Annotated in this window: 24 protein-coding genes and 1 tRNA gene; 9 read left to right on the top strand and 16 right to left on the bottom strand. The window is 61.7% G+C overall.

Annotated features, from left to right (window positions below; translation table 11 throughout):
• The first annotated feature begins 18 nt into the window (after positions 1–18).
• The gene (locus tag VHX65_01410; protein ID HEX3997185.1) at positions 19–1,500 is read left to right on the top strand and encodes a PAS domain S-box protein; all 1,482 of its coding nucleotides are present in this window, start codon (positions 19–21) and stop codon (positions 1,498–1,500) included.
• A gap of 220 nt (positions 1,501–1,720) precedes the next feature.
• Positions 1,721–2,389 carry a histidine phosphatase family protein gene (locus VHX65_01405; GenBank protein HEX3997184.1) on the top strand — a complete coding sequence of 223 codons (669 nt, stop codon included), beginning with the start codon at positions 1,721–1,723 and terminating at the stop codon, positions 2,387–2,389.
• 23 nt (positions 2,390–2,412) lie between these two features.
• Here VHX65_01405 and VHX65_01400 read toward each other — a convergent pair whose 3' ends face one another.
• Positions 2,413–3,600: a hypothetical protein gene (locus VHX65_01400; protein HEX3997183.1), complete on the bottom strand. Its 1,188-nt coding sequence runs from the start codon at positions 3,598–3,600 to the stop codon at positions 2,413–2,415.
• A 277-nt stretch (positions 3,601–3,877) separates the two neighbouring features.
• On the opposite strand from VHX65_01400, the gene VHX65_01395 reads away from it, so the two are divergent.
• The 3 genes from VHX65_01395 (at position 3,878) to VHX65_01385 (ending at position 5,687) form a co-directional block, all read left to right on the top strand.
• Entirely contained in the window at positions 3,878–4,324 is a 447-nt protein-coding gene (locus tag VHX65_01395) for a universal stress protein (GenBank protein HEX3997182.1), read from the top strand.
• Between the two features lie 134 nt (positions 4,325–4,458).
• Positions 4,459–4,533, top strand: a tRNA-Pro gene (locus VHX65_01390).
• A gap of 266 nt (positions 4,534–4,799) precedes the next feature.
• Complete coding sequence (locus VHX65_01385) at positions 4,800–5,687, top strand: aldo/keto reductase (GenBank protein ID HEX3997181.1); 888 nt, start codon at positions 4,800–4,802, stop codon at positions 5,685–5,687.
• A gap of 50 nt (positions 5,688–5,737) precedes the next feature.
• On the opposite strand, the gene VHX65_01380 is transcribed toward VHX65_01385, so the two are convergent.
• From VHX65_01380 to VHX65_01315, 14 genes are all read right to left on the bottom strand, one after another.
• Positions 5,738–6,025, bottom strand: a complete 288-nt coding sequence (locus VHX65_01380) for a hypothetical protein (GenBank protein HEX3997180.1) — start codon at positions 6,023–6,025, stop codon at positions 5,738–5,740.
• A 566-nt stretch (positions 6,026–6,591) separates the two neighbouring features.
• Positions 6,592–7,713 (bottom strand): hypothetical protein, encoded by a 1,122-nt coding sequence (locus VHX65_01375; protein HEX3997179.1) that lies wholly within the window; start codon positions 7,711–7,713, stop codon positions 6,592–6,594.
• 39 nt (positions 7,714–7,752) lie between these two features.
• On the bottom strand, positions 7,753–9,000 hold the full coding sequence (locus tag VHX65_01370) for a cytochrome P450 (GenBank protein HEX3997178.1): 1,248 nt from the start codon (positions 8,998–9,000) through the stop codon (positions 7,753–7,755).
• Positions 8,993–10,933, bottom strand: a complete 1,941-nt coding sequence (locus tag VHX65_01365; protein HEX3997177.1) for an amino acid adenylation domain-containing protein — start codon at positions 10,931–10,933, stop codon at positions 8,993–8,995. Before VHX65_01365 ends, VHX65_01370 begins: the two co-directional genes overlap by 8 nt.
• 16 nt (positions 10,934–10,949) lie before the next feature.
• Positions 10,950–12,359, bottom strand: a complete 1,410-nt coding sequence (locus VHX65_01360; GenBank protein ID HEX3997176.1) for a lipopolysaccharide biosynthesis protein — start codon at positions 12,357–12,359, stop codon at positions 10,950–10,952.
• On the bottom strand, positions 12,356–13,330 hold the full coding sequence (locus tag VHX65_01355; GenBank protein ID HEX3997175.1) for a polysaccharide deacetylase family protein: 975 nt from the start codon (positions 13,328–13,330) through the stop codon (positions 12,356–12,358). The genes VHX65_01360 and VHX65_01355 overlap by 4 nt, the downstream gene beginning before the upstream one ends.
• A 22-nt stretch (positions 13,331–13,352) precedes the next feature.
• Positions 13,353–14,159, bottom strand: a complete 807-nt coding sequence (locus VHX65_01350) for a WecB/TagA/CpsF family glycosyltransferase (GenBank protein HEX3997174.1) — start codon at positions 14,157–14,159, stop codon at positions 13,353–13,355.
• A gap of 70 nt (positions 14,160–14,229) precedes the next feature.
• The gene (locus tag VHX65_01345; GenBank protein ID HEX3997173.1) at positions 14,230–15,471 is read right to left on the bottom strand and encodes a glycosyltransferase family 4 protein; all 1,242 of its coding nucleotides are present in this window, start codon (positions 15,469–15,471) and stop codon (positions 14,230–14,232) included.
• Positions 15,472–15,511: 40 nt separating this feature from the next.
• Positions 15,512–16,672, bottom strand: a complete 1,161-nt coding sequence (locus VHX65_01340) for a GNAT family N-acetyltransferase (protein ID HEX3997172.1) — start codon at positions 16,670–16,672, stop codon at positions 15,512–15,514.
• 47 nt (positions 16,673–16,719) lie between these two features.
• The gene (locus VHX65_01335; GenBank protein ID HEX3997171.1) at positions 16,720–17,742 is read right to left on the bottom strand and encodes a glycosyltransferase; all 1,023 of its coding nucleotides are present in this window, start codon (positions 17,740–17,742) and stop codon (positions 16,720–16,722) included.
• Complete coding sequence (locus tag VHX65_01330; protein ID HEX3997170.1) at positions 17,739–19,070, bottom strand: O-antigen ligase family protein; 1,332 nt, start codon at positions 19,068–19,070, stop codon at positions 17,739–17,741. Before VHX65_01330 ends, VHX65_01335 begins: the two co-directional genes overlap by 4 nt.
• Positions 19,071–19,112: 42 nt before the next feature.
• Positions 19,113–20,048 (bottom strand): sugar transferase, encoded by a 936-nt coding sequence (locus tag VHX65_01325; GenBank protein ID HEX3997169.1) that lies wholly within the window; start codon positions 20,046–20,048, stop codon positions 19,113–19,115.
• Positions 20,049–20,337: 289 nt separating this feature from the next.
• The gene (locus VHX65_01320) at positions 20,338–21,024 is read right to left on the bottom strand and encodes a CpsD/CapB family tyrosine-protein kinase (protein HEX3997168.1); all 687 of its coding nucleotides are present in this window, start codon (positions 21,022–21,024) and stop codon (positions 20,338–20,340) included.
• The gene (locus tag VHX65_01315) at positions 21,008–22,594 is read right to left on the bottom strand and encodes a GumC family protein (protein ID HEX3997167.1); all 1,587 of its coding nucleotides are present in this window, start codon (positions 22,592–22,594) and stop codon (positions 21,008–21,010) included. The genes VHX65_01320 and VHX65_01315 overlap by 17 nt, the downstream gene beginning before the upstream one ends.
• Before the next feature lie 283 nt (positions 22,595–22,877).
• Here VHX65_01315 and VHX65_01310 point away from each other — a divergent pair, with 283 nt between their 5' ends.
• The 3 genes from VHX65_01310 (at position 22,878) to VHX65_01300 (ending at position 24,703) form a co-directional block, all read left to right on the top strand.
• Positions 22,878–23,129: a hypothetical protein gene (locus tag VHX65_01310; GenBank protein HEX3997166.1), complete on the top strand. Its 252-nt coding sequence runs from the start codon at positions 22,878–22,880 to the stop codon at positions 23,127–23,129.
• Positions 23,130–23,292: 163 nt separating this feature from the next.
• The gene (locus VHX65_01305) at positions 23,293–23,442 is read left to right on the top strand and encodes a hypothetical protein (GenBank protein ID HEX3997165.1); all 150 of its coding nucleotides are present in this window, start codon (positions 23,293–23,295) and stop codon (positions 23,440–23,442) included.
• Positions 23,443–23,509: 67 nt separating this feature from the next.
• Positions 23,510–24,703: a serine protease gene (locus VHX65_01300; protein ID HEX3997164.1), complete on the top strand. Its 1,194-nt coding sequence runs from the start codon at positions 23,510–23,512 to the stop codon at positions 24,701–24,703.
• A 21-nt stretch (positions 24,704–24,724) separates the two neighbouring features.
• On the opposite strand, the gene VHX65_01295 is transcribed toward VHX65_01300, so the two are convergent.
• On the bottom strand, positions 24,725–25,411 hold the full coding sequence (locus VHX65_01295) for a 7-carboxy-7-deazaguanine synthase QueE (GenBank protein HEX3997163.1): 687 nt from the start codon (positions 25,409–25,411) through the stop codon (positions 24,725–24,727).
• A gap of 179 nt (positions 25,412–25,590) precedes the next feature.
• Here VHX65_01295 and queF point away from each other — a divergent pair, with 179 nt between their 5' ends.
• Complete coding sequence (queF, locus tag VHX65_01290; protein ID HEX3997162.1) at positions 25,591–25,974, top strand: preQ(1) synthase; 384 nt, start codon at positions 25,591–25,593, stop codon at positions 25,972–25,974.
• Positions 25,975–26,172: the final 198 nt, after the last annotated feature.

Raw genomic sequence — 26,172 nt, 5'->3', positions numbered from 1 at the left:
GCCAGCTCCCAGATGAGCATGAAAACGCCTCAAACCTTCGATCTGACCGGTCTGCCGACCGACTTCGCATTGCCAGCCGCGAGCGCGCAATCCCGCGACCGAGCCTCTCGCCGTCAGGCGGCAGTCGTCGAATTGGGCCGCCGTGCCGTTGCGCCAAACGTGCATCTGCTGGTGCAAGATGCCGCCGCGCTTGTTGCCGAGTCGCTGGCGGTCGAACGGTTTGGCGTCGCCGAATTGTGCGACGATCGCACCAAGCTGGAAATGCGTCTGGCGATGGTTGCGTCGCCGGATGATTCCCCGAACGGCGATGCGCGACGACGTTCGGTTCTGACCCGTCAGTTTTCCCTCGATCCGAGCCGGTCGCTCGCGGCCTACGCTCTGCACGCGGGTGAGGTCGTCACGGTGGCCGATTTTTCCACGGAAGGACGATTTGCCGACGAATGGCTTTGGAGCCAAGGAATAGCCAGCGCGGTCGTGGTGCCGCTTCGATCTCACGATCAGTCGTACGGCGTGATCGGCGCCTTTAGCCCTCGTCCGCGGCAGTTTCCTCAAGACGACCTGCTGTATGCGGAGATGATCGCGCACCTGGTGAGCACGAATATCGCTCGGGACCAGACGGCCAAAACGTTGGAATACCAGCGGCGATTTGCCTCGACGATCATGGAAACCGTCGATGCCCTCGTGCTCGTTCTCACGCCGGCAGGACGGATCGTTCGCGCGAATTCCGCTTGCGAGCAAATGACCGGCTATTCGTGCGACGAAGTCCGCGATCGCGCGGTCTGGAGCGCCCTGCTCATTCCCGGCGAAGCCGACGCCCTCAAAGCAATCTTCGTCAAATTGAAATCCGATCCCGGACCCTTGGTGCACGAGGGTTATCTTCTGACGAAAGATGCCGAACGGCGGAGAATCGCGTGGTCGTTCGGCCTGCTCTCGCAATCGGGCGGCGAGATCGAAACAATTCTCGCGACCGGAATCGACATCACCGAGCAGCGAGTGGCCGAAGAAGAAGTCGGCCGGTTGCAAGCCGCCGAAGCGGAACAGACGCGCCGCCTGCAAGTGGTTCTCGAAGAACTCGAATCGCAAAAGGCAGCCGCAAGCGGACAAGCGACTGCCGCTGCCGGCACTTCGACCGACGACGAAGCGGTCGGATGGCAATCCGACAGCAATCCATTCCATGCATTGCCGCGCGGATCGCGGACCGACCGCCGCCGCCGCCCGCGAAGATCGTTTACCTATTATCAGCGCATCGCGCCGAGCGAAAATGGCCGGCTTCCTCCGCTACGAATGTTTCGCCGCGTGAAATGCCTCGACATCAGCGCCGGCGGATTCTCGTTTCTCTCCGCCGTGCGACCGAGCGAAACCGACTACGTCGTCGCCCTCGGCAATCCACCGGTGGTGATCAACGTCGCCGCCCGCGTGATGCACGTCACGCCCACCGACTATGAGGGCCAACCGGCCTATCTGGTTGGCTGCAAGTACACCGGTCGGATAGACTATTGAGGCTGCGGAGAGGCTGCCGGCGCGGCAGTTGTCGGAGGCTCTCATGGCCGCACGGCCTCGCCGTCGCACAGTCTCGCCGTCGCACAGTCTTGCCGTCGCACAGTCTCGCCGTCGCACAGTCTCGCCGTCGCACAGTCTTGCCGTCGCACAGTCTCGCCGTCGCACAGTCTCGCCGTCGCACAGTCTCGCCGCTTCATGGTCTCACAGCCGTCCCCGCGCCATGCTGCTCTATTTCATTCGCCATGGGGAGAGCCTGTTCAATGCCCAGCGGCGGATTCAGGGGCAGTCCGACGTTGCCCTTTCGCCGACGGGCTTGCGGCAGGCCGCCGCTTTGGCCGCCGCCCTCGGTTCGATTGATGCCGAGGCGATTTACGCCAGTCCGCTGCGGCGCGCGATGCAAACCGCGGAGCCATTGGCCGCGGCGCTCCATTTGACGGTCCGCACCGACGATCGCCTCAAGGAAATCAATGCCGGTGAGTTTCAAGGGCTGGAATGGCCCGAGATCGAACAGCGCTGGCCCGACGCGGCCAGCCATTGGCAGCGGCAAACGCCCGACTTCGTCATTCCGGGCGGCGAATCACGGCGCGCCGTCGCCGAGCGCGGCCAAGCTGCCTTCGAGGCCATCCGAGCCGCCGGCCACCGCACTGCGGTCGTCGTCGCCCATGGCGGCGTCTTGTCCGGCGCGCTGCGGTCGCTGCTGCAAATCCCCGCCCAAATGAGCCCCTTCAGCTTCTTCAATGCCGCGATCAACAAACTGACGTGGGACCAAATGCAAGTGGACGGAGAAGGAGAAACGCCGCGCACCCGCATCAAGATTCTGGTCATCAACGAAACCGGCCATCTCAAAGCCGCCGGGCTCAACGCGGAAAACCATACCGGAGATCTGTAAGCTCGGCAATTCATTTGTGGCGTTCAATTGCGCGGCCTCAGCCGCGCACGCCCGATGCCGAATTGATCGCCGGCAGCGGCAACGCGATTGCCGTCGAAATCGATCTCCAGGAGCTTTTCACTTTCGACCTTGCGGTCCTTCTCGTCTTTCAATTCGGCGACGATCTTTCGCGATCGCGTGTCGACGACGTCGCCGGTCGAAGGATACGCGAACCGGCCGTCGATGCTGAAAGTGACCCAGCCCGGCTCGTCGCGCAGCGCGATGTCGGCCGCCTGCCGCGGCGGCATCGTCGTGGCGTCGAACACATGAAGCTGATGGTTCGCCGAGTCGCACACCCACACCTCGCGCTCGTCGGGCGTGAGGCCGACGCCATGGCTCGGGCAGCCGTGGCGTTGGCTTCGCCCGGTTTTGAAACCTTTCACCTCGACACGCTCGATCATTTTTCCGCTGGTTGAATCGTCGCCGCGCAAATCGCCGATTTCAAAACCGAGCAACCCATTCACGGTGCAGAAACAAAGCGTTCTTTCCGCGTTCACCGTGAACGGGCGGATTTCGCCGCTGAACGGGCCGACCGTGCCGATGATCTTCCGGCTCTCGGTGTCGACGACCGTAAGCAGTTTCGATTTCAAGCCCGCGCAATAGATCCGCTTTCCGTCGCGGCTGCAGACGGTGTTGTGTGCACCGCTTTTGGTTTCAATCTTGCCCACGACATCGCCCGACGCCGCGTCGATCACATTCCAAAACGCTCCTTCGAGCGACGGCACGAACAATGTCTTCCCGTCTGGCGTGATCGACATGCGGTCGCAGCCGCCGGGCGGAGTTTTCTCCCAGATCGGACGGTCGCCGCTCAGATCGAGACAATATAAACGCGAGAGCGTGCTGAGATAGAGCCGGCCGGTGGCGGCCGAGGCACAGACACCCTTTACATTTTCCGGCTTGGCGACCCGGCTCGCGGGCGTGGCGATCCGCCGCACGAAGCGATGATCGCGATCGATGTCGAACACCAAAATCCCGGCCCCGCCGTATTGCAGATCATTGCGGATGCCCGGCTCGGCGACATAGAGCAAATGTCGGACGGCCGACGACGGTGCTTGTTGACCGGCCGCTTGGGCAGGTTCGACCGCCCGAGCGCCGCTGGCCAAAGCGGCCAAGCCGACGACGACCGTGCCGCGGACTGCCAATCGCCGCACTCGATTCAAGACAGATTTCATCGTTGGCCCTTTTTCGGATGCATGGATTTCAAATGGTTGCCCGGCTCTCGCGCGCGCCTACAGCTTCCGCGAATCGTAGGCCCAATGCAATAATGCTTGGAGTTTGAAAACCAATTGTACATTGTCGCCAAGCCAGTATTGATTGCCCGCAAGCTGCCTCGGCGCTTCGCCGTGGGATTGGCGCGGCGAATTTTTCTGCTATTCCTCAATGGAGCCACCCAATTGGCCGCTCGTCAGTTCGGCGATGCGGCGAGCCGTTCGAAGAGGAGAAAACGCCATGCCTTCAGGACCGATTCTTTTCGCGACGGACTATTCCGCCGGCAGCGCGCAGACGCTGGCCGTCGCGACCTCGATGGCCCGCCAGCACGACGCGACCTTGCTGATCGCGCATGTGTCGCCGTACGAGAAGTACCCGGTTGGAGAGCTTTTCGACGAAGAACCGGTGCCCGATAAAGCCGAACTGAAGAAGCTGCATGCGGTGGTGCCGCCCGATCCGCACGTGAAGTTCGAGCACCGCTTGGTGTATGGCCCTCCCGGCGAGGTGGAACGGGTCAAGCCCGCCGACGAAATCCTCAAGTTGGCTGGAGAAGTTGCCGCCCAGGCGATCGTGGTGGGCAGCCACGGGGCATCGGGCCTGACCGAGCTTTTGATGGGCCGCGTTGCCGAAAGCGTCTCTCGCCGCGCCACATGCCCGGTGATCGTCGTCAGGCATCCGGGCACTTGAACCACAGGGAATTAGCCGCTGAATCGGTGAGCCCAAGCCGCTCGCCGGCCTTGTCGCGTTCGAGAGAACCTGCCATAATTCGCGCGTCCGACGAGTGGAATCGCCATTCCAGCGAAACCGCGCGCCGCGTCAATCGGGGCGTAGCTCAGCCTGGCTAGAGCGCTACGTTCGGGACGTAGAGGTCGGAGGTTCAAATCCTCTCGCCCCGATTCGCCGAAGGCGAATAGAGCGGAGAAGAAAGAAAGTAGAGAGTAGACCGGAAAACGAAGCGAGCCATATCCAGTTGAAGCCCGCCGCCACGTTGCTTCTCCCGCGATCTACTCTCTACTTTCAACTTCCCTGCCCGCTTTCAATCTGCCTGCCCGCTTGAAAGACGGCCTTTGCGTTCGAATGCGGCAGGTCTGCCCGCGGGCGACGAGTTCGCTGACGATGTGTTCACGGTCGCGCGCGATAAAATAGTCCGGCGAGGTGTTTCATGACCTCTCTATCGCAACCGTTCGCTGGCCCCGCCGCCAAGAGCGGCACATTCAAAATCGGCGGTGATCTTGCGGTCCACCGGCTTGGGTTTGGAGCGATGCAACTCACCGGCGCCGGCGTGTGGGGCGAGCCGGCCGACCACGACGAGACAATCGCTGTCCTGCGGCGCGCGGTCGAGCTCGACATCAATCTGATCGACACGGCCGACTCGTATGGACCCGAGGTTGCCGAGCGTCTGATCGCGGAAGCGTTGTATCCCTATCCGCCGGGCCTCGTCATCGCCACGAAGGCCGGCTTTCAACGACCCGGACCGAACCAATGGGTTGAAGACGGCCGCCCCGAGCATCTCCGCTCGGCGTGCGAAGGCAGCCTTCGCCGCCTGCGGCTGGAGCGGATCGAACTCTTTCAACTCCACCGTATCGATCCCAAGGTGGGGCTCGAAGATCAAATCGGGGCGCTCGTCGAGTTGCAGCGACAAGGGAAAATCCATCATGTCGGACTCTCGGAAGTCAACGTCGAGCAAATAACGGCGGTTCGCCGCTTGGTGCCCGTGGTGTCGGTGCAGAATCGATACAACCTGGTGGATCGGAACTCCGAGGAAGTGTTGAACTACTGTACGCGCGAAAACATTGGCTTCATTCCCTGGTTCCCGCTGGCGACCGGTGGCCTCGCCAAGGCCGGCGGCCGGTTGGATCGCGTGGCAGAGCGGTTGGGCGCCGAGCCGTCGCAAATCGCGATCGCCTGGCTGCTGAGAAAGTCGCCGGTCATGCTCCCGATTCCCGGCACCTCGAAGGTAAAGCATCTCGAGGCAAATACCGCCGCGGCTCTCCTCGAACTCGACGATTCCGTCGTTCAAGACTTGGAACGCATCGAGAGCGCCACGTGACCGCCAAGAATCGATGAGCGGAGAGAGCGAAGCGCTGCAAGCCGACACGCCTAGATCGTGAGATCGAGGGCGTGGCTTTCGTCCGAACCGCGGGCCCCGGAACCATTATCACGGGCAGCGTCGCCATCCTCGGTATCGCTGCCGTCGGATTTGCCGGCATCGGGATCGCCACTCGCGAACCGCCGCTCGTCGTTCACCGGGCGGACGGCTCCGCCTTCGAGCGATTCGCCGGACGGGAATGGCTTGCCGGCTTTTTCGGCCGATTTCTTTGGCATTCGGGGCGCCAGCATCTGGTGCATGAGAAAACTCGTGCCGGCGATGTGTGCGGCGTGAGACATAGGAAGCCCCCCTGGATTGGATCGCAGAACTGAAAGCAAAGCCCGCCTGGCCGCCTTGTTCTGAATTCGACCACCGCCAATCGGCGGGATCATCCAATGACGACGGTTTTCCGAGAATCTTGAATTTTTTCGCAGACGACTGATTGCAGCGAATGCACAGCCTGCGACGGCGGGCCGGCTCAGCAAGGGATGCACGCACCAAACACCAGCGCCCAACGTAGCAGGCACACTCCGTGTGCCGTCTGCGCCGCTCTTTGCGCGACGCCGCTCTTTGCGCGACGCACTGCGTGGTGCAGACGGCACACGGAGTGTGCCTGCTACGTTAGTTTTTGTGGCCGGCTGCGCATGGGCCGATCCTGGTTCGAACCGATCGGCATTTTAGCGGCGCGATCGCCGGCGGGTCCAATCTTTGTGGATGACGACGGTTCTTTGCCGCGATCCCGCGCTTCTGCGGCCTGCGGCTACCGAGAATTGCGTCGGAGCGGCGGCCGAGCCTTACCCTCGCTAACGCTTCGGGCTAATATTTCGAGCGTGTCTCAAATTCTTGGCGCTATGAATGATCCGGACTAATCGAAGCTGGCGTCGCCGTCGAAAGTCGATGGGTCCCAGACCGTTGGAAGAGCAAGTTCGGAATGGAGCGCCGGCTCGGCGGCGCGGTAGTAGAAGGGCCAGCAGGGAAGTTTGCGGCGGTACGGAGCCCAGCGGTCGAACGCCCGCATTTTCGGCAAGCCGCAGCCGACGTGCTCCAGGGCAAACAGGCCCGTCGCCGCGCAGCGCTGGAGCGCGGCTCGCAGCAGGCAAGGCAATAAATCGTCGTGCGGCTCGAGCGATTGATAGTCGACCAATTGCATTCGGCGGATGCCGTCGTGTTTGTCCTGCCGTTTCAAGATGCAATAGGCCTGCAGCAGGCCGGCGCGCGACGCGGTCAAAATCCATAGGCGGCCCAGACGCAGCGGAATCGCAAAATGCCACGTGAGCGAGGCGCGGTCGCGATTGGCCAACAGCTTTTCAGGATTCTGCCGAACGAGCTCTTCCCAAAAACCGTCGAAGCGGCAGTCGAATTCGTCGGCCGTCGCGACGACGATCGACCGCGGGGCTGTGGGAAGGGATTTCGCAAACAGGGCATCCTTCAGCCGCAGGGCCGCCCCGGCGGGCCACGCCAGCAATCCCGCTCGCGGCACGCACAATTTCTGCAGCGCCTTCCGAGCAAATCCGCGATAGCCGGTAATCCAATAGGCGATCGATTGAAAATCGCCGAGCGGAATGCGATCGGATAGCGTGCTGAATGCCGGCGCGGCAGAGGGAGCCAGGGTCGTGTTGATGAAAATGTCGACGCCGCGCTGATTGAAATATTCTTCCATCAACCACAACGCAAACCCGCGGTATTCAGGATCCACGACCCAGCCGCGGCCATTGGCGCAGATCAACTCTCGGCCATGGAATGTGTATCTCGTCGGAATGTTGCACAGCGATCCCGCGACGCGGCCTCGCGCGTCTTCCAGCACCCAACCGATCGGCCAATCGTTGCCGAGCCTGGGCCAAAGCGGATTTTGCAGCCAGAGATTCCGCCAATCGTCGAGCGGCAAACTCTCCAGCGCGCCCGTGCCTTCCAGCCGCACGATCGACGCATGTTCGTCGAACGTCGCCGTTCGTAGTTGCGGCGATGCCGTTTGGATGGCGATGCTCATGCGAGGCAGAAAAGCGGTCAGGGGTTTGGGGGCCGGGGCTCAGCGCGCATGAGCCGCGGGAACATAACGCAAGGGCAACGCCTTCAGGCCGCGCAGGCCGAGGTTCTCGCGCCACACGAGCGGTTCGCCGGTCAGCCGAAGCTCGGAAAAACGACGCAGCAGCGACTCGAATGCAATGTGGCCTTCGATGCGAGCCAACGGGGCGCCAAAGCAGAAGTGCGCCGCCCAGCCGAACGCCAAATGCCGATTGTCGGGCCGATCGAAATCAAGCGTGTCGGGATCGGGAAACCGCTGCGGATCGCGGTTGCCGGCCGCCATCACGGCGATCACGGCTTGCCGCCGGCGAATCCATTTGCCGCCCAACTCGACATCGTCCGGCGCGAGCCGGGCCGTGTGCTGGCTCGGGCTCTCATAGCGCAGAAGTTCTTCGACCGCGGCCGGCATGATCTCGGGCTCGTCTCGCAGGCGGGCCAAGTGTCGTGGATTTCGCAACAGCGAAAGCATGCCGTTGCCGATGAGATTGGTCGTCGTTTCCAACCCGCCGACCATGGTCACAATGCAATTGGCGATCACTTCTTCGTCGCTCAAGCGGTCGCCGTCGACTTCGCTGGTCAAGAGCACGTTCAGGAGCCCCTCGCAAGGCCGTTTTCGCTGCCGGTTGATGGCATCTTGAAAATAGGCGGTCAGGCATTCGACCGCCTCGAGCACGGCGGGAAGCCGGTCGGGATTGTGTTGGAAGTTGCCGAGCATTTCGGCGAACGTGGCCGACCAGGTCTTCAAGCGCCCATGATCCTCGACCGGCACGCCGAGCATTTCAGTGGTGACGATGGCCGGCAATGGTTCGGCGAAGTCGGCCAATAGATCGAATTCCCCGTTCCCGCGGGATTGGATGTCGTCGATCAATTTCGCCGCGATTTCCTGGATATGATCGCGCAGCACGCGCACCCGCGCCGGCAGGAATGCCCCGCTCGCGAGCTTGCGCAAGCGCGTATGAGCAGGCGCGTCGCGAAAGAGCATTTGCTTGACCATCAGCCTCGCAACCGGGCTGACCTCGGGGGCGCCGAGGGCCTCGAAATATTCCGGCGAAGGCGCCCGCTCGGCGGAAAATCGCGTCAGCACCGTTATCACGTCGGCGTAACGCGTCACGATCCAGGCATGCAAGTATGGATCCCAATGAACGGGCGATTCCGACCGCAGCCGGCGATAGAGCGGATAGGGGTCGGCGAGAACCTCCGGGTCCAGCAGATGATAGAGGCTCAACGGTGCTTCGGCGCTCGTGTCAGCCATGGTTTGCCTCGATGAGCCGCACGACTTCGGCAGACAGCGCGGCGACCGTCGGCGCGGTGAACAGTTGCCGCAGGGTCAATTTCACTCCGAACAGGTCGCGGATGCGAGCCACCAACTGCACCCCGAGCATCGAGTGGCCCCCGATCATGAAGAAATTGTCGTCCGCAGCGACGTCGGGCTGGCCCAACAGCGAAGCGACAAGCTCGCCGATCTGTTGCTGCGTGTGGCCCGCGCCGATGGGCTCGTGGGAATGCGTCGCGGTGTCGCATGCGGCGGGCATTGAAGCGGCTTCGCGATTCGGCAACAGGTTTTCTGCCGAGGGCGGCGGTAGCGCCGCTTTTTCCAGTTTGCCGTTTGCGTTCAACGGCAATTCGGCGACCCGAACAAACTGCGCGGGAATCATGTAGTCGGGGAGCCGCCCGGCAAGAAACTCGCGCAGGTCGCCGGCCGTGAATTTCGCATCGTGGGCCGGCACGATCCATCCGATCAGCACCGGACCTCGAGCGCCGTTCGTTTCAGACGCATTGCCTGCCGCGGCGCTATCGACGGCCGCGACCGCGCTTGCATCCACGCCCGGAAAACGATCGAGCCAAGCGACGATTTCGCCGGGCTCGATGCGATAGCCGCGAATCTTGATTTGCGCGTCGAGCCGGCCGAGAAATGCGATCTCGCCGTTCGCCAAAAGCCGTGCTCGGTCGCCGGTGCGATAGATGCGTGTCGGCATGCCCGAAGGATCCACATAATCGACAAATCGGCTGGCTGTAAGCTGAGGCAAGTTGCGATAGCCGCGACCGACCAAAGCCCCTGCAAGGCAAAGCTCTCCCGCTTCGCCCGGCGGAACCGGCCGCAGATGTTCGTCGAGAATCAGCGCGGTGGCATTGTCGATCGGGCGGCCGATCGAAGGCGGGCCTGCAATATCCGTATCGGGAGAAACGGTTCCGGAGGTAGCCACCACCGTGCATTCGGTCGGCCCGTAGTTGTTGACCAAGACAAACGGCAGCCCGGCGGGGGGCCGGCGGTGGAGCACATCGGCGCCCGTCAGCAGCAGCCGCAAGGAGGTTTCTTCGGGCCACCGGGCTTGCAGCAATTGTTCGGCCAAAATGGTCGGAGCGAAGCCGACGGTGATTCTCATCGCGACGAGCCAGTCGCGAAGCGTTTGCGGCGAACGCCGCGTCATTTCATCGGCAATGTAGAGGGTCGCTCCGGCCGTGAGATGGGGCCAGATTTCCCACGCCGTCGCATCGAATCCCAGGCCCGCGATCTGGCTGGCGCGATCGGAACTCGTGATCTCGAAGGCCGCCTGATGCCATTCGATGAGGTTGAGCAAATTCGCATGAGTGATTTCTACACCCTTTGGCCGGCCGGAAGAGCCTGAGGTGTAGACGATGTATGCCAGGCTTTCAGGCTCCGCTTCGAGCGGGCCAGTGGCAGCGGAAGCGATATCGGCCGCACTTATTTCCATCGAATCGTCGCGGGCCGATGCATCCGGAGCGTCATCGATTTCGACGATGCGCCAGAGACCATTTGGCCAGTCGCGCGTTTTGCGGCGATGTGTGAGCAGGACGGACGCGCCGGCATCGGCCAGAATCGCCGCGGCTCGGTCGGCGGGCGTACAGGGATCGAGCGGCAAATAGGCTGCCCCCGCCCGAAGCGCTGCAAGCGCCGCGATCACGAATTCGACCGACCGATCGAGAAACAATCCGACGCAGCAATCGGGCCCCGCGCCGGCGTCGATCAAAGTCGCCGCCAAACGCCGCGAAAGAATGTCGAGTTCCCGATAGGTAATAGCGCTCCCGTCGTCAACGACCGCGGCGTGGCGTGGCCTGGCCGCGGCATGGCCCGTGATCCGCGATACGATCGAACGCGGGCCGAGTTGGACGTCCGGCGGTTTCGGTGGTGCGATCATCTCGGATGTCAACAGATCCTGCTGCATATGTTGTTTCCGCCTTTCAAATGTTCGTTGAAGCGATACGGTCCGATTCCATAGCCCCTGCATCCATGCCTCCCATCGGCTGTAGAGGCCGGTGTGTGCCGTTCATGGCCGACATCTTGTAATGAAGCCAACAGGTAAGTGTCGTTGCGACGATGCTGCCGACGAGGAGGCCATATGCCGCGGCGATCGGTCCGAGCGACGCCGCCAGGCATAGGCTAACGACGACGGCGATCGCGATCCGCAGCACGCGCACTTGAAATAGGGTTCGCGACCGTTCCCGGGCCCATAGGGCATAGGCAGGGGCCATTGCCAGGCTCGAAACGAGCATATCGATCGCGAGCACCGACACCGTTTGCGATTGGCCCGCGTAGGCCGCGCCATAAAGAAGCCCCATGATTCGTGGCCCGAACAGGAGAAGCGTGCCGCAGAAGAGCGCCGTCGTGGCGGTGATCACGAGTGTCGATTTCCAAAGCACGCGCCGCAATTCGGCAGCACTACCGGCGGCAATGGCGATCGCCACGCGCGGCATCAGCACATTGTTGAGGCCCAGAACGATCGGATTGAGCACGCACAGAATTGTCGCGCAGGCGGCGAACAATCCCGTCGCGGCGATGCCGAATAAGATCGCCAACAGCCAATGCATGACATAGGTGTTCAGGGTCGTAGCGGTTTGATCGGCGAGGACCCATTTGGAAAAGCCCCAGTTTTGCTGCCATGCTTGCCGAGTCGAGTTCCATCCCAAAGCGAATTGCGATCGGACCGAATAGAGCCAGGCGACCGCAACCAATCCGCAGCTCACGCCCGCGGCGACAAAAGCCGCCGCCGCAGAAAGCCGGCCGCCGACGGCCAATCCGCCCACCAACAGCAGTTGCAAGCCGACCACGACCGCGTCGAGCCAGAACGCGCGATTTATCCGCAGATCGGCAAAAGCCAGGCGACGTCCGAAATCGCGGAGCAAGAGAAATGGAACGGTCGCGGCAAGCACGCCAAAGACGGGTGTCAATTCCGCCGGACCAACCCCCAGCATGCCGAGCACCGCGGCGCACGCCAAACCGGCCGCCGACGCCATCGCGAGCAATCCGCAGTGGGCGAGTATGCCGCCGGAATAATCCCGGCGCACCTCGCGTGGAAGACGGTGTACGTAAATCGTATACGGCACGGTGACCACCGATTGCTGCACCGTGTACAGCAGCACGACGATCGCGAACGCCAGAGAATAGAATCCCAATTCCCTTGGCCCGCAGATCCGGCCGATCAACACGGTCGTAAAAAAACTCGCGCCGCTGACGATCACCTGATCGGCCAATGCCACCACCGCCTTGCGCGCAGTGGCGCCACACCAATACCGCGCCACGCCGGCCAGTTGTTCGCGGAGCGAAAGCCGGGCAGTCGCCTCCAGTTCGATCGACGCGTCGGGGTTGCTCATCGAAGACAATCCGAAGCGGTTTTGTTCGACGGCCGAATTGCAGTTGGGCGGGAGATTTTTCGCGGAGACCGGCCTGCCACGCGTCGGCCCGTGTCCATGCAGGCGTGGTAGCCGCCGAGCAGCCGGCTATACCAACCGTCGCACTTCGCGGCCAACGTGCCGGGCGTGTCCCATGCGTGGGCCGTGAACCGTCCCCATCCAAACGGATCGGCGTCGCGTGTCACAAGCCAACTATCGACGGTCAAAGCGCAGGTGAGCTTGGCGTCGCGCACGACATCCATCAGCCCTTCGTCGTAATACCCATACGGAAACGCGAAGCCGAGTTCGATCGCTCGAAACTTGTCGCGCAGAATGCGCTGGCAGGCGTGCAAGTCGTCGGCCAAGTCTTCGGGGCGCGAGCGGAAGTCTTGATGCGTGTGCGTGTGCGCGCCGAATTCGATCAAACCGCCGGCGAGCATTTCCCGGCATTCCTCGCTCCGCAATGGCCGCCAACTTTCCGCAGGAACGCGATCGCGGTAGGCCTTTGCCCAAGGATCGAAGGGGAACGGCGCGTCGCTGTCCAGAAACGCGGTGCAGAGAAACAGCGTCGCCGGCGCTTGCAATTCCTGCAGAATCGGCCAGGCGTGTCGGTAGACCGAGGCAAAGCCATCGTCGAACGTCAGCACCACCGTCCGCGGTGGTATCGGCAATCCGAGCCGCTTGAGCCGCACCATTTCTGCCAGCGAACGAATGACGTAGCCGCGCTGCTGCAATCCGGCAATTTGCGTGCGAAATCGGTCGGGGGCGACGTTGATCGTCGGGGCGGGGGTACCGGCAATCCGAGGCGCGATCCGGTGGTAGGTGATAATGGCAAACGCATCGGTCGGGGCGCGGTGAAGGCGCGTGAGCACCGCGCCGATCTGCGCGGCCTTGTGCCGGCACCAATCCTTGAACGACGGCTCTCTGGGGATCGATTTACTTGCGGCTTGCATACCCAACCTTGAATTGGTGCGTCTATCCGTACAACATGAGTTCCGTCGGCCGCGGCGCGTCGTCCAGGTTGAAACGGCGTAGGCCAGACCATTGCGCGAGCAGCAACGCGGAATAAAGCGGGTTCAGCAGCGCATAGCGTTTCCACAGCCGTCGCGGTTCGCGGACCAAGCGGTAGAACCACTCCAACCCGCGGTCTTGCAGGAACCGGGGCGCTTGCGACAATTGGCCGGCGTGAAAGGCAAACGCGGCGCCGACCGCCAAGAGCGGCATCGACAGCGGCTCGCGATTTTCATAGGCCCACACCTCTTGCCGCGGACAGCCGAGCCCCACGAATGTCAGCGCCGCGCCGCTGCTGCGGATCTCGGCCACCAATTGATCGCCTTCGGCGGGCGACAATCGTCGAAATGCGGAAGGCCGAGTGCCCGCGATTTGCAAACCGGCAAAGCGCTCGCGCAATCGATCGCCGAGGGCCGCGAGTTGCTCGCGGGTGCCACCGAATAGAAAAATCGAAGCATGGTGCGCCGTCGCCCATTGGCACATCTCGAGCATCAGCGTCGGCCCATACACGCGTTCGCCGAGCCGAGTGCCGTGCAAGAGATTCAGCGCCCAACGAACCGGCTGGCCATCCGGGACCACCAGATCGAAGTTATTCAACCGGATGCGGTGCACGGGATCCAACACGCCGGTCATGATTCCGTGAACGGCCAGCGCCGAGACGGCCATCGGCCGGCGATGGATCGCCGCCTCCGCGATCCGATCGACCGCGGCAGCGTAGTCCACCGCGTCGATGCGCACTCCCAAGATATTGTGTTTTCCGCGATCGATCATAGGTGCGCGTCGAGAAGGCAGGTGGATTGGGTTGCCGATTTCGTCCGTTTGTTTTCCGTCGTGACGTTCATCAGATCGCCGCCTCCGAAATTTGCGCTTTCGAGGCGGCCACGCCGTTCAGATCTGTTCCACGGTTTTCGATCGCCCGGCGATACAGGTCTAGCAACAGGTGATAATTCGCTTCCGCGGTGTATTTGGCTTCGAATTCGAGCCGGGCGGCTTGGCGCATGGCCGACAATCGATTTGCGTCGCTCGAAAGATTTCGCATCTTCGCGACCAGATCATCTGCATCGCCGGGCGCGAAAAGCAGGCCTGTCTTGCCGTCGACGACGAGTTCTGCCATGGCGCCCAGATTCGAGGCGACGACGGGTGTGCCGGTGGCATAGGCTTCGATGATCGTGCGGCCAAACGTCTCGTACCAGATCGATGGCATCACGAGCATCGTCGCGCGACCCACCATCGCCAGCACTTCCGTCAACGACCGTTGGCCGAACCATTCGATCCGCGGATTGCGTTCTGCCGCCGATCGCACCATGGAAGCCAGCGGCCCATCGCCGACGATCTTGAGCGGAATGCCATTCGGCTGGGAGGCCAACCGGTTCCACGCGTTCAGCAGCGTGTCGATTCCCTTTTCCGGCGAAAGGCGCCCGACGAAGATCGCATAGCCGCCTCGGCCGTCGCCCGGCCCTGGGTCGGGATCGACGAAATTCGGCTTCACGGCGATTTTGTCGGCCGGAAGGTTGCCTTGAATCAATTTGCGTCGAGCGAACTCGCTGACCGTATAGTAGAGATCGACCGAGTGTTTCCATGTGCCCTTGATGCGATGCAAGGCAACCATTCCCGCCACGACGGAAGTCGCCAGCCGGCTATTGCGATAACAGCCGTGCGCGATGCCCGGCCATGCGAATGTTTTGCCAAGGCAATCCTCGCACACGCGCCCCTGCCGGGTGAGAAGCGCATTGGGACACACGAGCCGATAGTTGTGCAGCGCCTGCACCACCGGCACTCGCGCGTCGCGGGCCGCGCGATAGGCGGCGGGTGAGATCAACGGAAACGTGTTCGTGCAATGCATCAGGGCCGGTCGTTGTTTGCGAAGGAGGGTGCGAAGATCGTCGTACGATTGCCGGTTCGAAAAAGTTCGCCTCGCGGCCGCCCCACGGCTCATGCCGCCGATCGAATCGTTATGCACGGTGTATCGCAGCACATCGTGACCACGCGACTCGAGCAATCGCGCTTCGTCTTCGAACGCCTGGTCCTCGCCGCCACGAAGGCGATAGTAGTTGTGACACAGCAATATTTTGGTGGCGTTCACGCTTAGTCCTTATCCCGATTCTTGGTTGCGCCGCCGGCGACTAACGCATGGCGAACCAGTCGCGCAGCGGTCGAGTCCGATCGGCGACCGCCCGCCACGGCTTCTGAAGCGGGGACGTCCGCAGCCAAGCTTTTGTCCTGTTCCAACCTCGCTGGGCCCCGCGATGCAGTGCAAAACGCGTCACCGCGCCCGTGGCGACCATCGTCGCCGACGACGCAAGGCTTTGCTTGAATCCGGCTTCGCCGGCCCCTAAATCGATCCGTGCGATCCCGTTCGACTCGGCCTCTTGGGCAAGCCTCACAAACAGCATCATGCCAGGCGAAAATTGCCAAATTGTCGGATCATAGGCTGGAAACCAGGAGTGAAGCACGCGATTCGAGCGCAGCCCTTGGTGGACGGCCGCCAAGCGGTCGCCGAGATAGAGGGCCGACAACTGGCCGCAAAGCTCCACCGACGGTTCCTGGTTGAGACGTTCGAGGAGTTCGATCGGCCAGCGAAGCGAAAAAATATCCATCGCGTCGGTGCGCCGGTATTGCGCCGATTTCCATCGCAACAACGCTTGGAAGGCGCGCGGATCGGTCTCGTGCAGTATGAAGCGAATCGGTCCACGCTCGCGCTCGAATTTGCGCGTTTTGCGGAGCGTTTCGCGAACGCGCCTCGACCGGAGCCCTTCCGCCGCCGAGCAGTCGAATCGCTCAGGCACGTGGATTTGCAGCGATCGACGCAGATTCCAATGGCTGGCTTGAAACCACGATTGCGTCGTAAGCAAATGATCGAACTTCCACGTCAGCAAGCCGCATGCTCCCAGCATTCGACTCGGATCCAAGCGAAGGTCCGCCCGGGCAATCAACGCCTGGCAGTCGTTCAATCGGCCACCGACGGGGTTTCCAATGACCTGCCGCGATCGTTGGTAAGGGAAAAAACCCACCATCTTCCCGTCTTGCTCCAAAGCAGCGACTTCCACGTCGGAGCGCACCGCGGCCACAGACCGGGTGAAGTGGGGATGCAAAAACGGGCTATCGAGTTCCTTGATTCCACATTGTATTTTCGACCAGGCGCAGATTTGCTCGTCGGTCAGTCCACGGCCGGAAATCCGCGATACCGTAATGGCCGAGTCCCGCGTCGAGCGCGGCGGCGCGAGCGGGTCGGCAACGACCGGCTGTGGCCGATCGGCTAACAAGGATTGACCGTGAGATTCCATGAAGTTCGCCGTCCGGCAGGCCGCGGCTCTACATGCCGCGAGACCTGTCATGCAGACACGGTCGGCGCCTCCGAGGTTTGCGATTCGACGCCGACGACTGCCGCGGGCGGCGGGTTGTCGGTGATCGGAAGCGGAAAAAAAGTTGCCCGCAAGTAGCCCCATTGCGTGGCGATCGAGCACCGAGCAATCAGCTTACCCGTCGCACTGCGGCGGAGCTTGGCAAATGCAAACCGGCAGGTATCGACCAGCGACAGCTTTCCCAGCCTTGCAACGGCGTACAAAAGTTGCGCAGCAAGCCCATCGATTCGTGAATCGATGATGGCGTAGGAATAGCCGAACCAAAAGCTGCGACGGATCAAGTATGCTTGGGTCAATCGTTCGCCGGAGATGCGGTGGAGCATCGGGGCGTTTGGGCAGTACCACAAGCGCTCGCCCTGCTTTTGCAGCCTGCGGAAAACCTCCGTGTCTTCGCCCGATAGCAGCAGGTTGCCGATTCGGCCTAATTCCGGAGAGAATCGCAATCCGGTGTCGAACACGCGGCGGCGGAAAACGGCATTGCCGCCACCGGGGGTCGCTCGTCCCTGGTACGTGCATTCGTGCTCGCCCCAATCCGGGGCCACGAGTCGATACTGGCAGGCGAGCACTGTCGGATCGGGCTCTTCTTCCCAGTGATTCACATAGGGACCGCCTACCGCGACCGCTCCCGTCCGCTCGAGGCAATCGAGCATGGCGACGAGCCAGTGTTCGGAAATGAACACATCGTCGTCCAGAAAGCCGATGAAGTCGCCTTCGGCCTCTTCGATCCCGCGATTGCGCGCATGGCTGAGGCCCGTCCGCGGCTCGGCGATATATCGCAGCGCAAAGCTCTGCTCGCATTCGGCGGCCAATTCGTTCGCCACCTCGACCGCCGATTGGCCAGGATCGTTGTCGACGATCAGCACTTCGAGCGCCACGCTGCTCGGAATCTTGAGCGTGCGGAGACTGAGCAACGTGTCGCGCAACATCGCCGGCCGGCGATAGGTGGCGATAACGATCGAGAATTTCGTGGGATTCACGTTCGTCGCAGTCATGTTCGCGGCAGGTCCTTGCCGATCGGTTCGGCGATGAATCCCAGGTGTGCGAGAATCGCCAACGTTACGAAGCTGTAGAGCGCCGGCGATAGCTGCGTGGAAACGAAACCCGCGTTGATCGCCGACACGACGATCGTGCCGCACGCGAAGGCGTAGTCGGCAGAGCGAGCCTTAATGCTCCGGATCCAAGCGGTGCAGAATCCGAAAAGCAGCACAAGCACGTAGGCCGCCGCCCCGATCAATCCGATGCCGAGAGTCAGGTTGATGTATCCGTTGTGTGCATCGGGAGCGCCCCAGTTGTCTTCGCCGATTTGGACGAGATGGCTGGGCGTCCAAAAGCTCTCGTAGCCATACCCGGTCAGCGGGCGGTCGGCGATGAAAGGCATGAGATCTTCCCATAACTGCGAGCGGCCGGAAATTCCCTCTGCCGATTCGGATCTCCCCAGATTGACCACGTCGACCAGCCGCGCGCCGGCATTCCCGGTCGTCAGCGAAAGCACCATGATGCCCGCCGCAATGCACGTGATGCCTGCGAACAAAGCGAGCAGAGTGCGGCGCGGGGGCCAGGTCAGCGCCGCGTATACGGAAACTCCAGCGACCAATCCCGCGGTGCTCGCCCGTGTCTTTGCCATCAAGATCGCGCCCAGCGCGGCTGCGGAAAGCGCCACAAGCGCGGTTCGCCACTTCCCGGCGGTCGGATACAGAACGGCCGCGCCCAACAACGTTATCGAAAGCATCCAGGCATTGAATGCCGGCCAGGTCAAACCGGTGAAGCGATATTCAGGGTCGAGCGGTTGAAAATTGCCGAGCGCCAGTTCACTCGACAAATCCGCGACGAGCAGCAATCCGCCGGCGAACACGGCGAAGCACGCGATCTGTCGCAGCGAAAATTGCTTCGCAACACCCAAGGCTCCCATCGAAAGGCAGCCCAACACGGCCGCCTTGCGAAGCGTCGTTCCCGTCTCGCCCGACCATACGGCGCTTGCAAGCGTCCAAGCCAGGAAGCCGAGAATGAACACTCCGCCGATGCGCGGAGCCACCCGACGCTCTGCGCGCGATGCCAAGCATGCGACGCCAAACACCGCAAGCGCCAACAGCGAAAGCTCACGCGCCATATTCGCGTGCGTCGCCATCTCGACATTGGTTTCGGCACGGTCCTCGTCCGACATGTCGCCGTTGACCGCATCGTAGGTGTCGCTCACCGTGAATCGAACATCCAGCGGCGTGGCCAAATAGAATACCGCCCAAAGCAGCGCGAAAATGCCAACCATCCAAACGCGCCGGCTTGGCGGCGGCTCGGCAACAATGTTGGAGATGGCAGTGTTCATGATCAGTTCTACTTCAACGGCGCGCTTCGAGGCGGACGCCACTTAATGGGAAGCCCGCATCAGCAAGATGCGCCACATCGTTTGCAAGACCAATTTCACATCGGTCCAAAGGCAGTAGTTTTCGACATAGTCGATGTCCATTCGCATCCACACATCGAACGGCATGCCGATCTCGCCATGGAGCTGCCACGTGCACGTGAGGCCCGGCGCCACATCCAATCGGCGCCGATGCCAACGAGCGCACGCCCGCGATTCCTCCCAAGGGAGCGGCCGCGGACCGACCAGCGACATATCGCCCTTCACCACATTCCACAACTGCGGCAACTCGTCGATGCACGTTTTCCGCAGGACCCTTCCCAGCCGCGTGGCACGCGGATCGTTGCGAATCTTGAACGCCGGTCCATCGCGTTCGTTCAGTTCGTGCAGATCCGACTTTTGCTGTTCGGCGTCGACGTGCATCGTTCGCAATTTGAAAATCTTGAACCGCCGACCACCAATGCCTTCTCGATCTTGCACGAAGAAGATCGGGCCGGGCGAACTCAACTTGATCGCCAGTGAAACCACCAACAGCAGCGGCGAGAGCAGCACAAGACCGATCGCCGAACCCACGATGTCGATCAACCGCTTCCAACTCGGCATCGGCAACGCGAACAAGGCTTCCATCGGATGCGCGTTCAGCGGTTCCTCCGGCTTGTCGGCGCCATCGTCGTCAGCCTGGGCCGCGAATTCATGCGACGGATAGACCAGCACGGCATAGTCGAACTCGCATTCGTGTTGCTCGGCGACCGCATCCAACACCTCGCGAGCAATGGCGTGCGCGTCGGCGATCGATGTATCCGGCAAGACAACGCCCAGATGGTCGGCCCCAAGCAGGCCCACCGCCTCGGAGCGCGGCACTCGCCAACTGAGCACGCTCGCCAACTGCGACCATCCCTCGCAGGCCGCGCCAATCGGAATGAAAAACGCCAACAACGACAAGGTCGTACCGGCTCGATCACAATCAAACCGTTCTCGTGCTAGAACCTGCCGCATCTGCTCGGGAGCATGCACCCCGGGCACGCCGCTGGAACGATCGAGACGGCGCGTTTTGAATTGAAACCTTGGCGGGGCGGTTGCGGACGTGCGGCGCAAACCGGTCGGCCGTTCGGACCGACGCTTGCGGAGACTGAGTAGATTCTTGATTTCCATCGCTACGACAACAGGGCAGGGGTGACAAAAGTGCAAAACCAAGTTGGGCTAGCGCCGCGATCCGGCGAGAAGCCGCGAGTTACTTGCGCTTGTTCAACACCACGCCTAGAATGGCAACGTTCGCTCGCTGGAGCCGCAACATCGCCCGCCGAGCCGTTTCATCCGGAATCCGCTCGGCTTCCACGACCAGCAGCACACCATCGAGCATGCTGCCGATCACGCCCGATGGGCTGCATTCTTCCGTGGCCGGAAGATCGAACACAATCGTTGCGTAGCACCCTCGCAACTCGCCGATCAGGGCCGCCAATGCGCTCGGCACATATGCCGGCTGGATGCCTGAAGTCCAGCAGCCTGAGGTCATCAATGAAAGTCCGTCGCAATTCGACGGCCGAATGCAATCGCCGGCCTCCATCGTGCCCGTCAAAACCTCGAACAGCCCCGGCTCGTCGCCGATCTCGAACATTCGAGCAAGCGACGGGCGGCCTAAATTGGCGTCGATCAGCAACACGGGCGCTCCGCCAAGCAGCGCAGCGCAGGTTGCTAATCCGATCGCCACGGTGCTTACGCCCTCGTCCGGCAGCGAGCTTGTAACGCCGATCGCATACCCGGCTTGCGGCGACCCGTTGCGCAGGGCGAGCGATCGTTGATAGAGGCCGACAAAATGCTTGTCGAGCTCCGGAGCGCCGCGCCTTTCGGCGGGCTGAATCGTCGCGGCAGGCCGGCCGTTCGTTTCGGAAGCGGCCAGGGAATCAGTGCTTCGAATCATTCGGCCCCTTTCCAACTCGGCTCCAAGACATGTTCTCTCGCGACAGCCTCGGAATGGACATTAGAACGGGCAAATCCAGACTCTTTTCAACGTCGTCCGCCGTCTTCAACGAATGGTCGTGGTAGTCGGCCAGCATGCAAATCAATACGCTGCCGGCGACCGCTAAAATCGCCCCCAAGCCGGCGACCAACGGCCGATTCGGACTGGCGACCTTGGCCACATACGTTGCCGGCTGAATGACCGCAACGTTCGAAATCTGCTCCGAATCGAGTTGCTGATCGATGCGGGCTTGCTCGAGCTTCTCGGCGTAAGTGCGGTAATTGGCCTCGAGCAAATCGACTTGCCGCTGCGCCTGCACGATGCCGCCTTCCTTGCGGTTCAGATCCTTGATCCGAGCGACGGCCAATTGATGCTCGGCGTCTAATTTCTTCACCCGCGCCCCGAGCGAGGCGAAATTCGCCTGCTCGGTGAGCCAAGACAATTCCAACTGTTGATGGCCCGGGTGAATAGCCGTCGTCGATTGAGTGCGTTCCTTGGGTTGTTGGTCGAGCATCGCTTGCAATTTGCGGATTTGCTCGTTCATCGCGACCATCAGCGGGTGCTCGGCGGTGTATTTCGACTGCATCTCCGCTTGCGCGGCCTGCAATTTGAAGAGCGAATCACGCATCGCATCGGTGCCTAAATTTGGAAAGCCGACGACATCTTGCGTCACCTCTCGAGCGGGCACGACATCGAGTGCCCGCTTCAAAGCGCCGACTTTCGCTTCGCTGGCGGCCAGCTCGGACCGAGCCCCGACTAATTGGGCCTCGATCGCCCGAATCTCGTCCTGAATGGTGGTTTGCTGGCTTTCGATCGATGTCAGGCCGAGCTGGCTCTTGGCATTTTCGAGTTGATCGCGGGCTTGACGCAGCTCGTCTTGCAGCAGGTGTTTTTGCTCCATGAAGAACCCGTATGATCGGTCGGAATGATGCAGCCTCTCATGCTCGCTGCGATAAATTTCCAACACCGACGCCACGATGCGTTGGGCCGCTTCCGGGGTCGCGGCCAGATAGCGGATGCCGATGACGCTGGTCTTCTTGGGCGTCCACACTTCGAGATGATCTTCGAGCCGCGTCACGGCCCGCTCGCGATCCGACACCGGAAACTTGTCCAAGCGGGGCAACGCTCCGATTGCATCGCCCAACCATTCCGGCTGCTTCCGCAAACCAGTGGGCCGATTCGAACTGTCAAGCAGCAACTCGGGTCCGACCATATCCACCACGCGACCGGCGATGTCGCGACTTTTCAGCACTTCTAAAATCGAGTTGATTTCATTCTCGCGCGATTCATTGATGGCGATCGTTTGACCCATCGTGGCCGTTGGGTCCAAACTCACGCTCTCGCGGCCAAGCCGCACGAAGAGCCTCGCTTCCGAGCGATAACCCCGCGGCCAATAGAGGATGACAACAACCGTCGCCGCTAATATCGCAAAGGCCCAAGCCGCGCCTTTTCCCTTGTGCCGCCAAAGCGAAGCTAGCAAACCTCGCGACGGCGATAGCGTTTCCACGGCTCGCGACTGCCTACGAATCATGTGAGTCTCCACAGCTTGGGCGCTTTGCAGAACATAATATATTAGGCAGGATACGCTATGTCTACTGATTGCATAAGAAAAACAGGTTGCATTGACTATAGCGACTTTTAAGCGCAAGGCCGTTTGCGCCCGTAAGAATCGAGTGCGCCGAATTGCGCAAACTCTAGCGCTGGTAAGAAATTCCGTCGCTCGGCGGGACGCTTATTTCCGACCGCCAAAACGTCCGACATTCATCCATAGTGCGGCAACTTACGAAACGTCAGACGTTTTTTCCCCACCCATGATGAACCACCATTCCCGACGCGACGACTGCCCAAAGGTCCGGGCGACGTTGTACCTTCCGGTCGATGTTTTGGACGAAGCTCGCAACGCGGCCGTCCATCTTGCCGGTTTTCCGGCGCGGATGACGCTGGCAAAGCTGGCGGAGACGGCCTTGCGCGCCGAATTGCAACGCCTGAAAGACCAGTACAACAACGGCCAAGAATTTCCGCCGCGCGACGCCGACCTGCAAGGCGGCCGGCCGATCGCAGCATGAGAACTTGCGAAACAATGGGAACTGGCTCCAAGCCAAATCGAAAGAAGCCCGAAAAGACGACTGCCGCGAGGCGCCTGTCCCCATTCTTTCACGGCCGGACACGCAATCCCGCTCCGTCCCCGACCGGGCCAATCCGCTGCCAGAGAAAGCCAAGCAAATTCCGATGCCTGAAACCATCAAACCGTTGACGGACGGCGCCGAGTCTGAAAAGGACCGCCTCCGCCGAAAGCTGTTGCGGCTGATCGTGCAACGGGAAACTCGCCGCTCCCATGCATCGCTGCCCCCGCCGCACCATCCGCAGCTCAAACGCTGACACGGCCGCTCGAATCCTCCCGCCCCCGATGAATCTATTTCGGCCGGACGTTGATACGGTCCGACGTTTGCCAGCCGCGCCCCGCTTGGCGCGGCACGACATTCCTCTGCGCGCCCGGCGATTCGCCGCGGCACTCCTATTCGCCCTCGTTGTTCCTGCGAACGCTTTCGCGCAATTCGCCATTTGGTCGGCTGCTCCGCAGACGCCGCATCCGGCGGTGGTGCGAGTCACGGCGCCCGAGCGCGATGGCGCTTCGCTTGGCTCCGGCACGCTCGTCGATGTCAGCCAGTCGCACGGATTGGTGCTGACGAATTGGCACGTCGTGCGAGATGCCGTCGGCAATGTAATCGTTTCATTTCCCGACGGCTTTCAGTCGCCCGGCTTCGTGCTCAAGACCGACCGCGATTGGGATTTGGCGGCCGTCGCCGTGTGGAAGCCGCACGTGTCGCCGGTGCCGATCGCCACCCAAGCGCCGCGGCCCGGCGACATCCTCACAATCGCCGGCTACGGTCCGGGAAACTACCGGGCCATCAGCGGGCCCTGCACGGAATATCTTTCGCCGGGACCGAATCTGCCCTACGAAATCGTCGAACTGCACGCGGCCGCGCGGCACGGCGATTCCGGCGGCCCGATCCTCAATAGCCGCGGCGAATTGGCAGGCGTCTTGTTCGGCGAAGGGGACGGCGACACGTCCGGAACCTATTGCGGCCGGGTGCGATTGTTTCTGAATTCGATCGGCCAAGGCGCCGCGCCGATGGTCGCTTCAACCGCTCCGCTGCGAATAGTGCCGTCGCCAAACAATCCGCTGGTGAACCAGGCGAACAGGGCCGCGACAGCCGGAAGCGCCGTCGCAGGCAGTTGGCCCCGCACGACGAACTTTCCCCCAATTTCGCTGCCGATCGGCACAATGAGCACGCCGCCTGGTGGCTCTCAATCTTACGCGACCACGCTTCCGCCGCCCCCAATGCCGGATGGCGCGCCGCAGGAATCACCGCTTGGCCCCGCGCAAATCGATCCGCATTGCGCCGGTCCGCTCGCGGCGATCATCAGCCCCCTGCCGCCGATGCCGCCCTCGCCGACGGCGAATTCGACTGGCGGCGCAAACGCGAGTTCGACCTCCGGTCAACCCCGAACGGCCCAGCCCGCCGACATCAGTTGGGAACAAATCGCCGGCCACACGTTCGGCGATCAACTCAAGACGGTTTTGGCCGGCATCGGGGCGATCATCGTGTTTCTGCAAGTGGTTCGCAAGCTCGTCTGACCGCAGAGCGTCGCCGGCGGTCTACGTCCCCCGCTTGTTGCCATACCATTCGATATGCCGGCGGGGGCAAAATGTTAGCCCGCGTTCGGCGCACAGCGGTGCGAGCCATTGCGCGCGTTCGGCCAATTGGGCCACCTCGACGCCCTGCGGCATCAGCAACACTCGCCGGCGATCGATTTCCGGAAACTCGCACAAATAAGCTTCCACTTCGTCGCAATCGGAGCGTGCCTCGACGACGAACTTCAATTGATATTCGTATGCGCGCATCAGCCGCCGCACCACCTCCGGCACGTGCCGTGATGCTTCGTGCCGGCTGTGCCAGCGCGGCGCGCGATCCGCCGATGGCGTGGAATTCGATAGCTTCGGACTGATCGACATCAGGTCGCATTCGACCGGTAGAACAAGCGTGCCGGCAGTCTCGATCGTGATGTGATGCCCGTCCTGCCGCAGCCCTTCGCAGAGCGGAATCAACTCGGCAAACAGCATCGGCTCGCCGCCGGTGACGACAACATGGCGGCAATCGGCGCCAGCGACTTGGCGCAAGATTTCGACGACCGAAAGATCGTCTCCCTCGGGATTCCACGATGTGTACGGCGTGTCGCAGAATCGGCAGCGAAGATTGCACCCACTTGCGCGCACGAAGACACTCGGGGTGCCGCTGAGCATCCCTTCCCCTTGCCGCGAACAAAAAATCTCAGCAATTCGCATAGCACCATTTCGCCCCCCAAACCCAGGGAAGGCCCGCAACCCGTTCTCCACTGCCCCGAACCACCCCCGGCCTTCCCTGGGAGCCTGGGATACCCCGCTATAGACCCTTCAACTTGCATCGCGCACCATCCACCCACTTCCAGCCGACTTGCCATCATGCCAAAATAAAACTGACCCGAATAGGAGCCCCGTCTTTGACCGACAATTTCCGCAGCATCCTCGAAATGTTCGACAACCAATATGCCGGCCGCGACTACACGATTGAAATCGTCTGCCCCGAATTCACGTCGGTTTGCCCCAAAACGGGCCAGCCCGACTTCGCCACGCTGACGATCACCTACACGCCGGGGCGCCGTTGCGTCGAGCTAAAAAGCTTGAAACTCTATTTGCAGCAGTTTCGCAACGAGGGAATTTTTTACGAGCACGCCACCAATCGCATCCTCGACGACCTCGTGGCGGCGATCCAACCGCGGCGAATGACGCTCATCGCCGACTTCACCCCGCGCGGCGGAATTTCCACCCGCGTCAGCGCGCGGTTCGAACAAAAAAGGGGTCAGAACTAAACAAAAGAGGGGTCAGAATTAATTTCCTTGACCGCATAAAAAAGGGTCAGAACTAATCCTTAATCAAGCGAACTCTCTTGGGTGAATTCGCGAGCAATTTCAAGAAAACGAAATCCCTCGGCGGTTTTGCGGTGTTTCATGTTTGTTCAGGAACAACGAAACCGCAGCCACGGAGGGATTTCGAGTGAACATCAACTT

The sequence above is a fragment of the Pirellulales bacterium genome (assembly GCA_036267355.1).
GTDB lineage: Bacteria > Planctomycetota > Planctomycetia > Pirellulales > DATAWG01 > DATAWG01.
This window is presented reverse-complemented; position numbering and strand designations above follow the sequence as displayed.

Coding starts and splice junctions, on each gene's coding strand:
- VHX65_01410 (HEX3997185.1), top strand. CDS start 19: ATGAAAACGCCTCAAACCTTCGATCTGACCGGTCTGCCGACCGACTTC.
- VHX65_01405 (HEX3997184.1), top strand. CDS start 1,721: ATGCTGCTCTATTTCATTCGCCATGGGGAGAGCCTGTTCAATGCCCAG.
- VHX65_01400 (HEX3997183.1), bottom strand. CDS start 3,600: ATGAAATCTGTCTTGAATCGAGTGCGGCGATTGGCAGTCCGCGGCACG.
- VHX65_01395 (HEX3997182.1), top strand. CDS start 3,878: ATGCCTTCAGGACCGATTCTTTTCGCGACGGACTATTCCGCCGGCAGC.
- VHX65_01385 (HEX3997181.1), top strand. CDS start 4,800: ATGACCTCTCTATCGCAACCGTTCGCTGGCCCCGCCGCCAAGAGCGGC.
- VHX65_01380 (HEX3997180.1), bottom strand. CDS start 6,025: ATGTCTCACGCCGCACACATCGCCGGCACGAGTTTTCTCATGCACCAG.
- VHX65_01375 (HEX3997179.1), bottom strand. CDS start 7,713: ATGAGCATCGCCATCCAAACGGCATCGCCGCAACTACGAACGGCGACG.
- VHX65_01370 (HEX3997178.1), bottom strand. CDS start 9,000: ATGGCTGACACGAGCGCCGAAGCACCGTTGAGCCTCTATCATCTGCTG.
- VHX65_01365 (HEX3997177.1), bottom strand. CDS start 10,933: ATGCAGCAGGATCTGTTGACATCCGAGATGATCGCACCACCGAAACCG.
- VHX65_01360 (HEX3997176.1), bottom strand. CDS start 12,359: ATGAGCAACCCCGACGCGTCGATCGAACTGGAGGCGACTGCCCGGCTT.
- VHX65_01355 (HEX3997175.1), bottom strand. CDS start 13,330: ATGCAAGCCGCAAGTAAATCGATCCCCAGAGAGCCGTCGTTCAAGGAT.
- VHX65_01350 (HEX3997174.1), bottom strand. CDS start 14,159: ATGATCGATCGCGGAAAACACAATATCTTGGGAGTGCGCATCGACGCG.
- VHX65_01340 (HEX3997172.1), bottom strand. CDS start 16,672: ATGGAATCTCACGGTCAATCCTTGTTAGCCGATCGGCCACAGCCGGTC.
- VHX65_01335 (HEX3997171.1), bottom strand. CDS start 17,742: ATGACTGCGACGAACGTGAATCCCACGAAATTCTCGATCGTTATCGCC.
- VHX65_01330 (HEX3997170.1), bottom strand. CDS start 19,070: ATGAACACTGCCATCTCCAACATTGTTGCCGAGCCGCCGCCAAGCCGG.
- VHX65_01320 (HEX3997168.1), bottom strand. CDS start 21,024: ATGATTCGAAGCACTGATTCCCTGGCCGCTTCCGAAACGAACGGCCGG.
- VHX65_01315 (HEX3997167.1), bottom strand. CDS start 22,594: ATGATTCGTAGGCAGTCGCGAGCCGTGGAAACGCTATCGCCGTCGCGA.
- VHX65_01310 (HEX3997166.1), top strand. CDS start 22,878: ATGAACCACCATTCCCGACGCGACGACTGCCCAAAGGTCCGGGCGACG.
- VHX65_01305 (HEX3997165.1), top strand. CDS start 23,293: ATGCCTGAAACCATCAAACCGTTGACGGACGGCGCCGAGTCTGAAAAG.
- VHX65_01295 (HEX3997163.1), bottom strand. CDS start 25,411: ATGCGAATTGCTGAGATTTTTTGTTCGCGGCAAGGGGAAGGGATGCTC.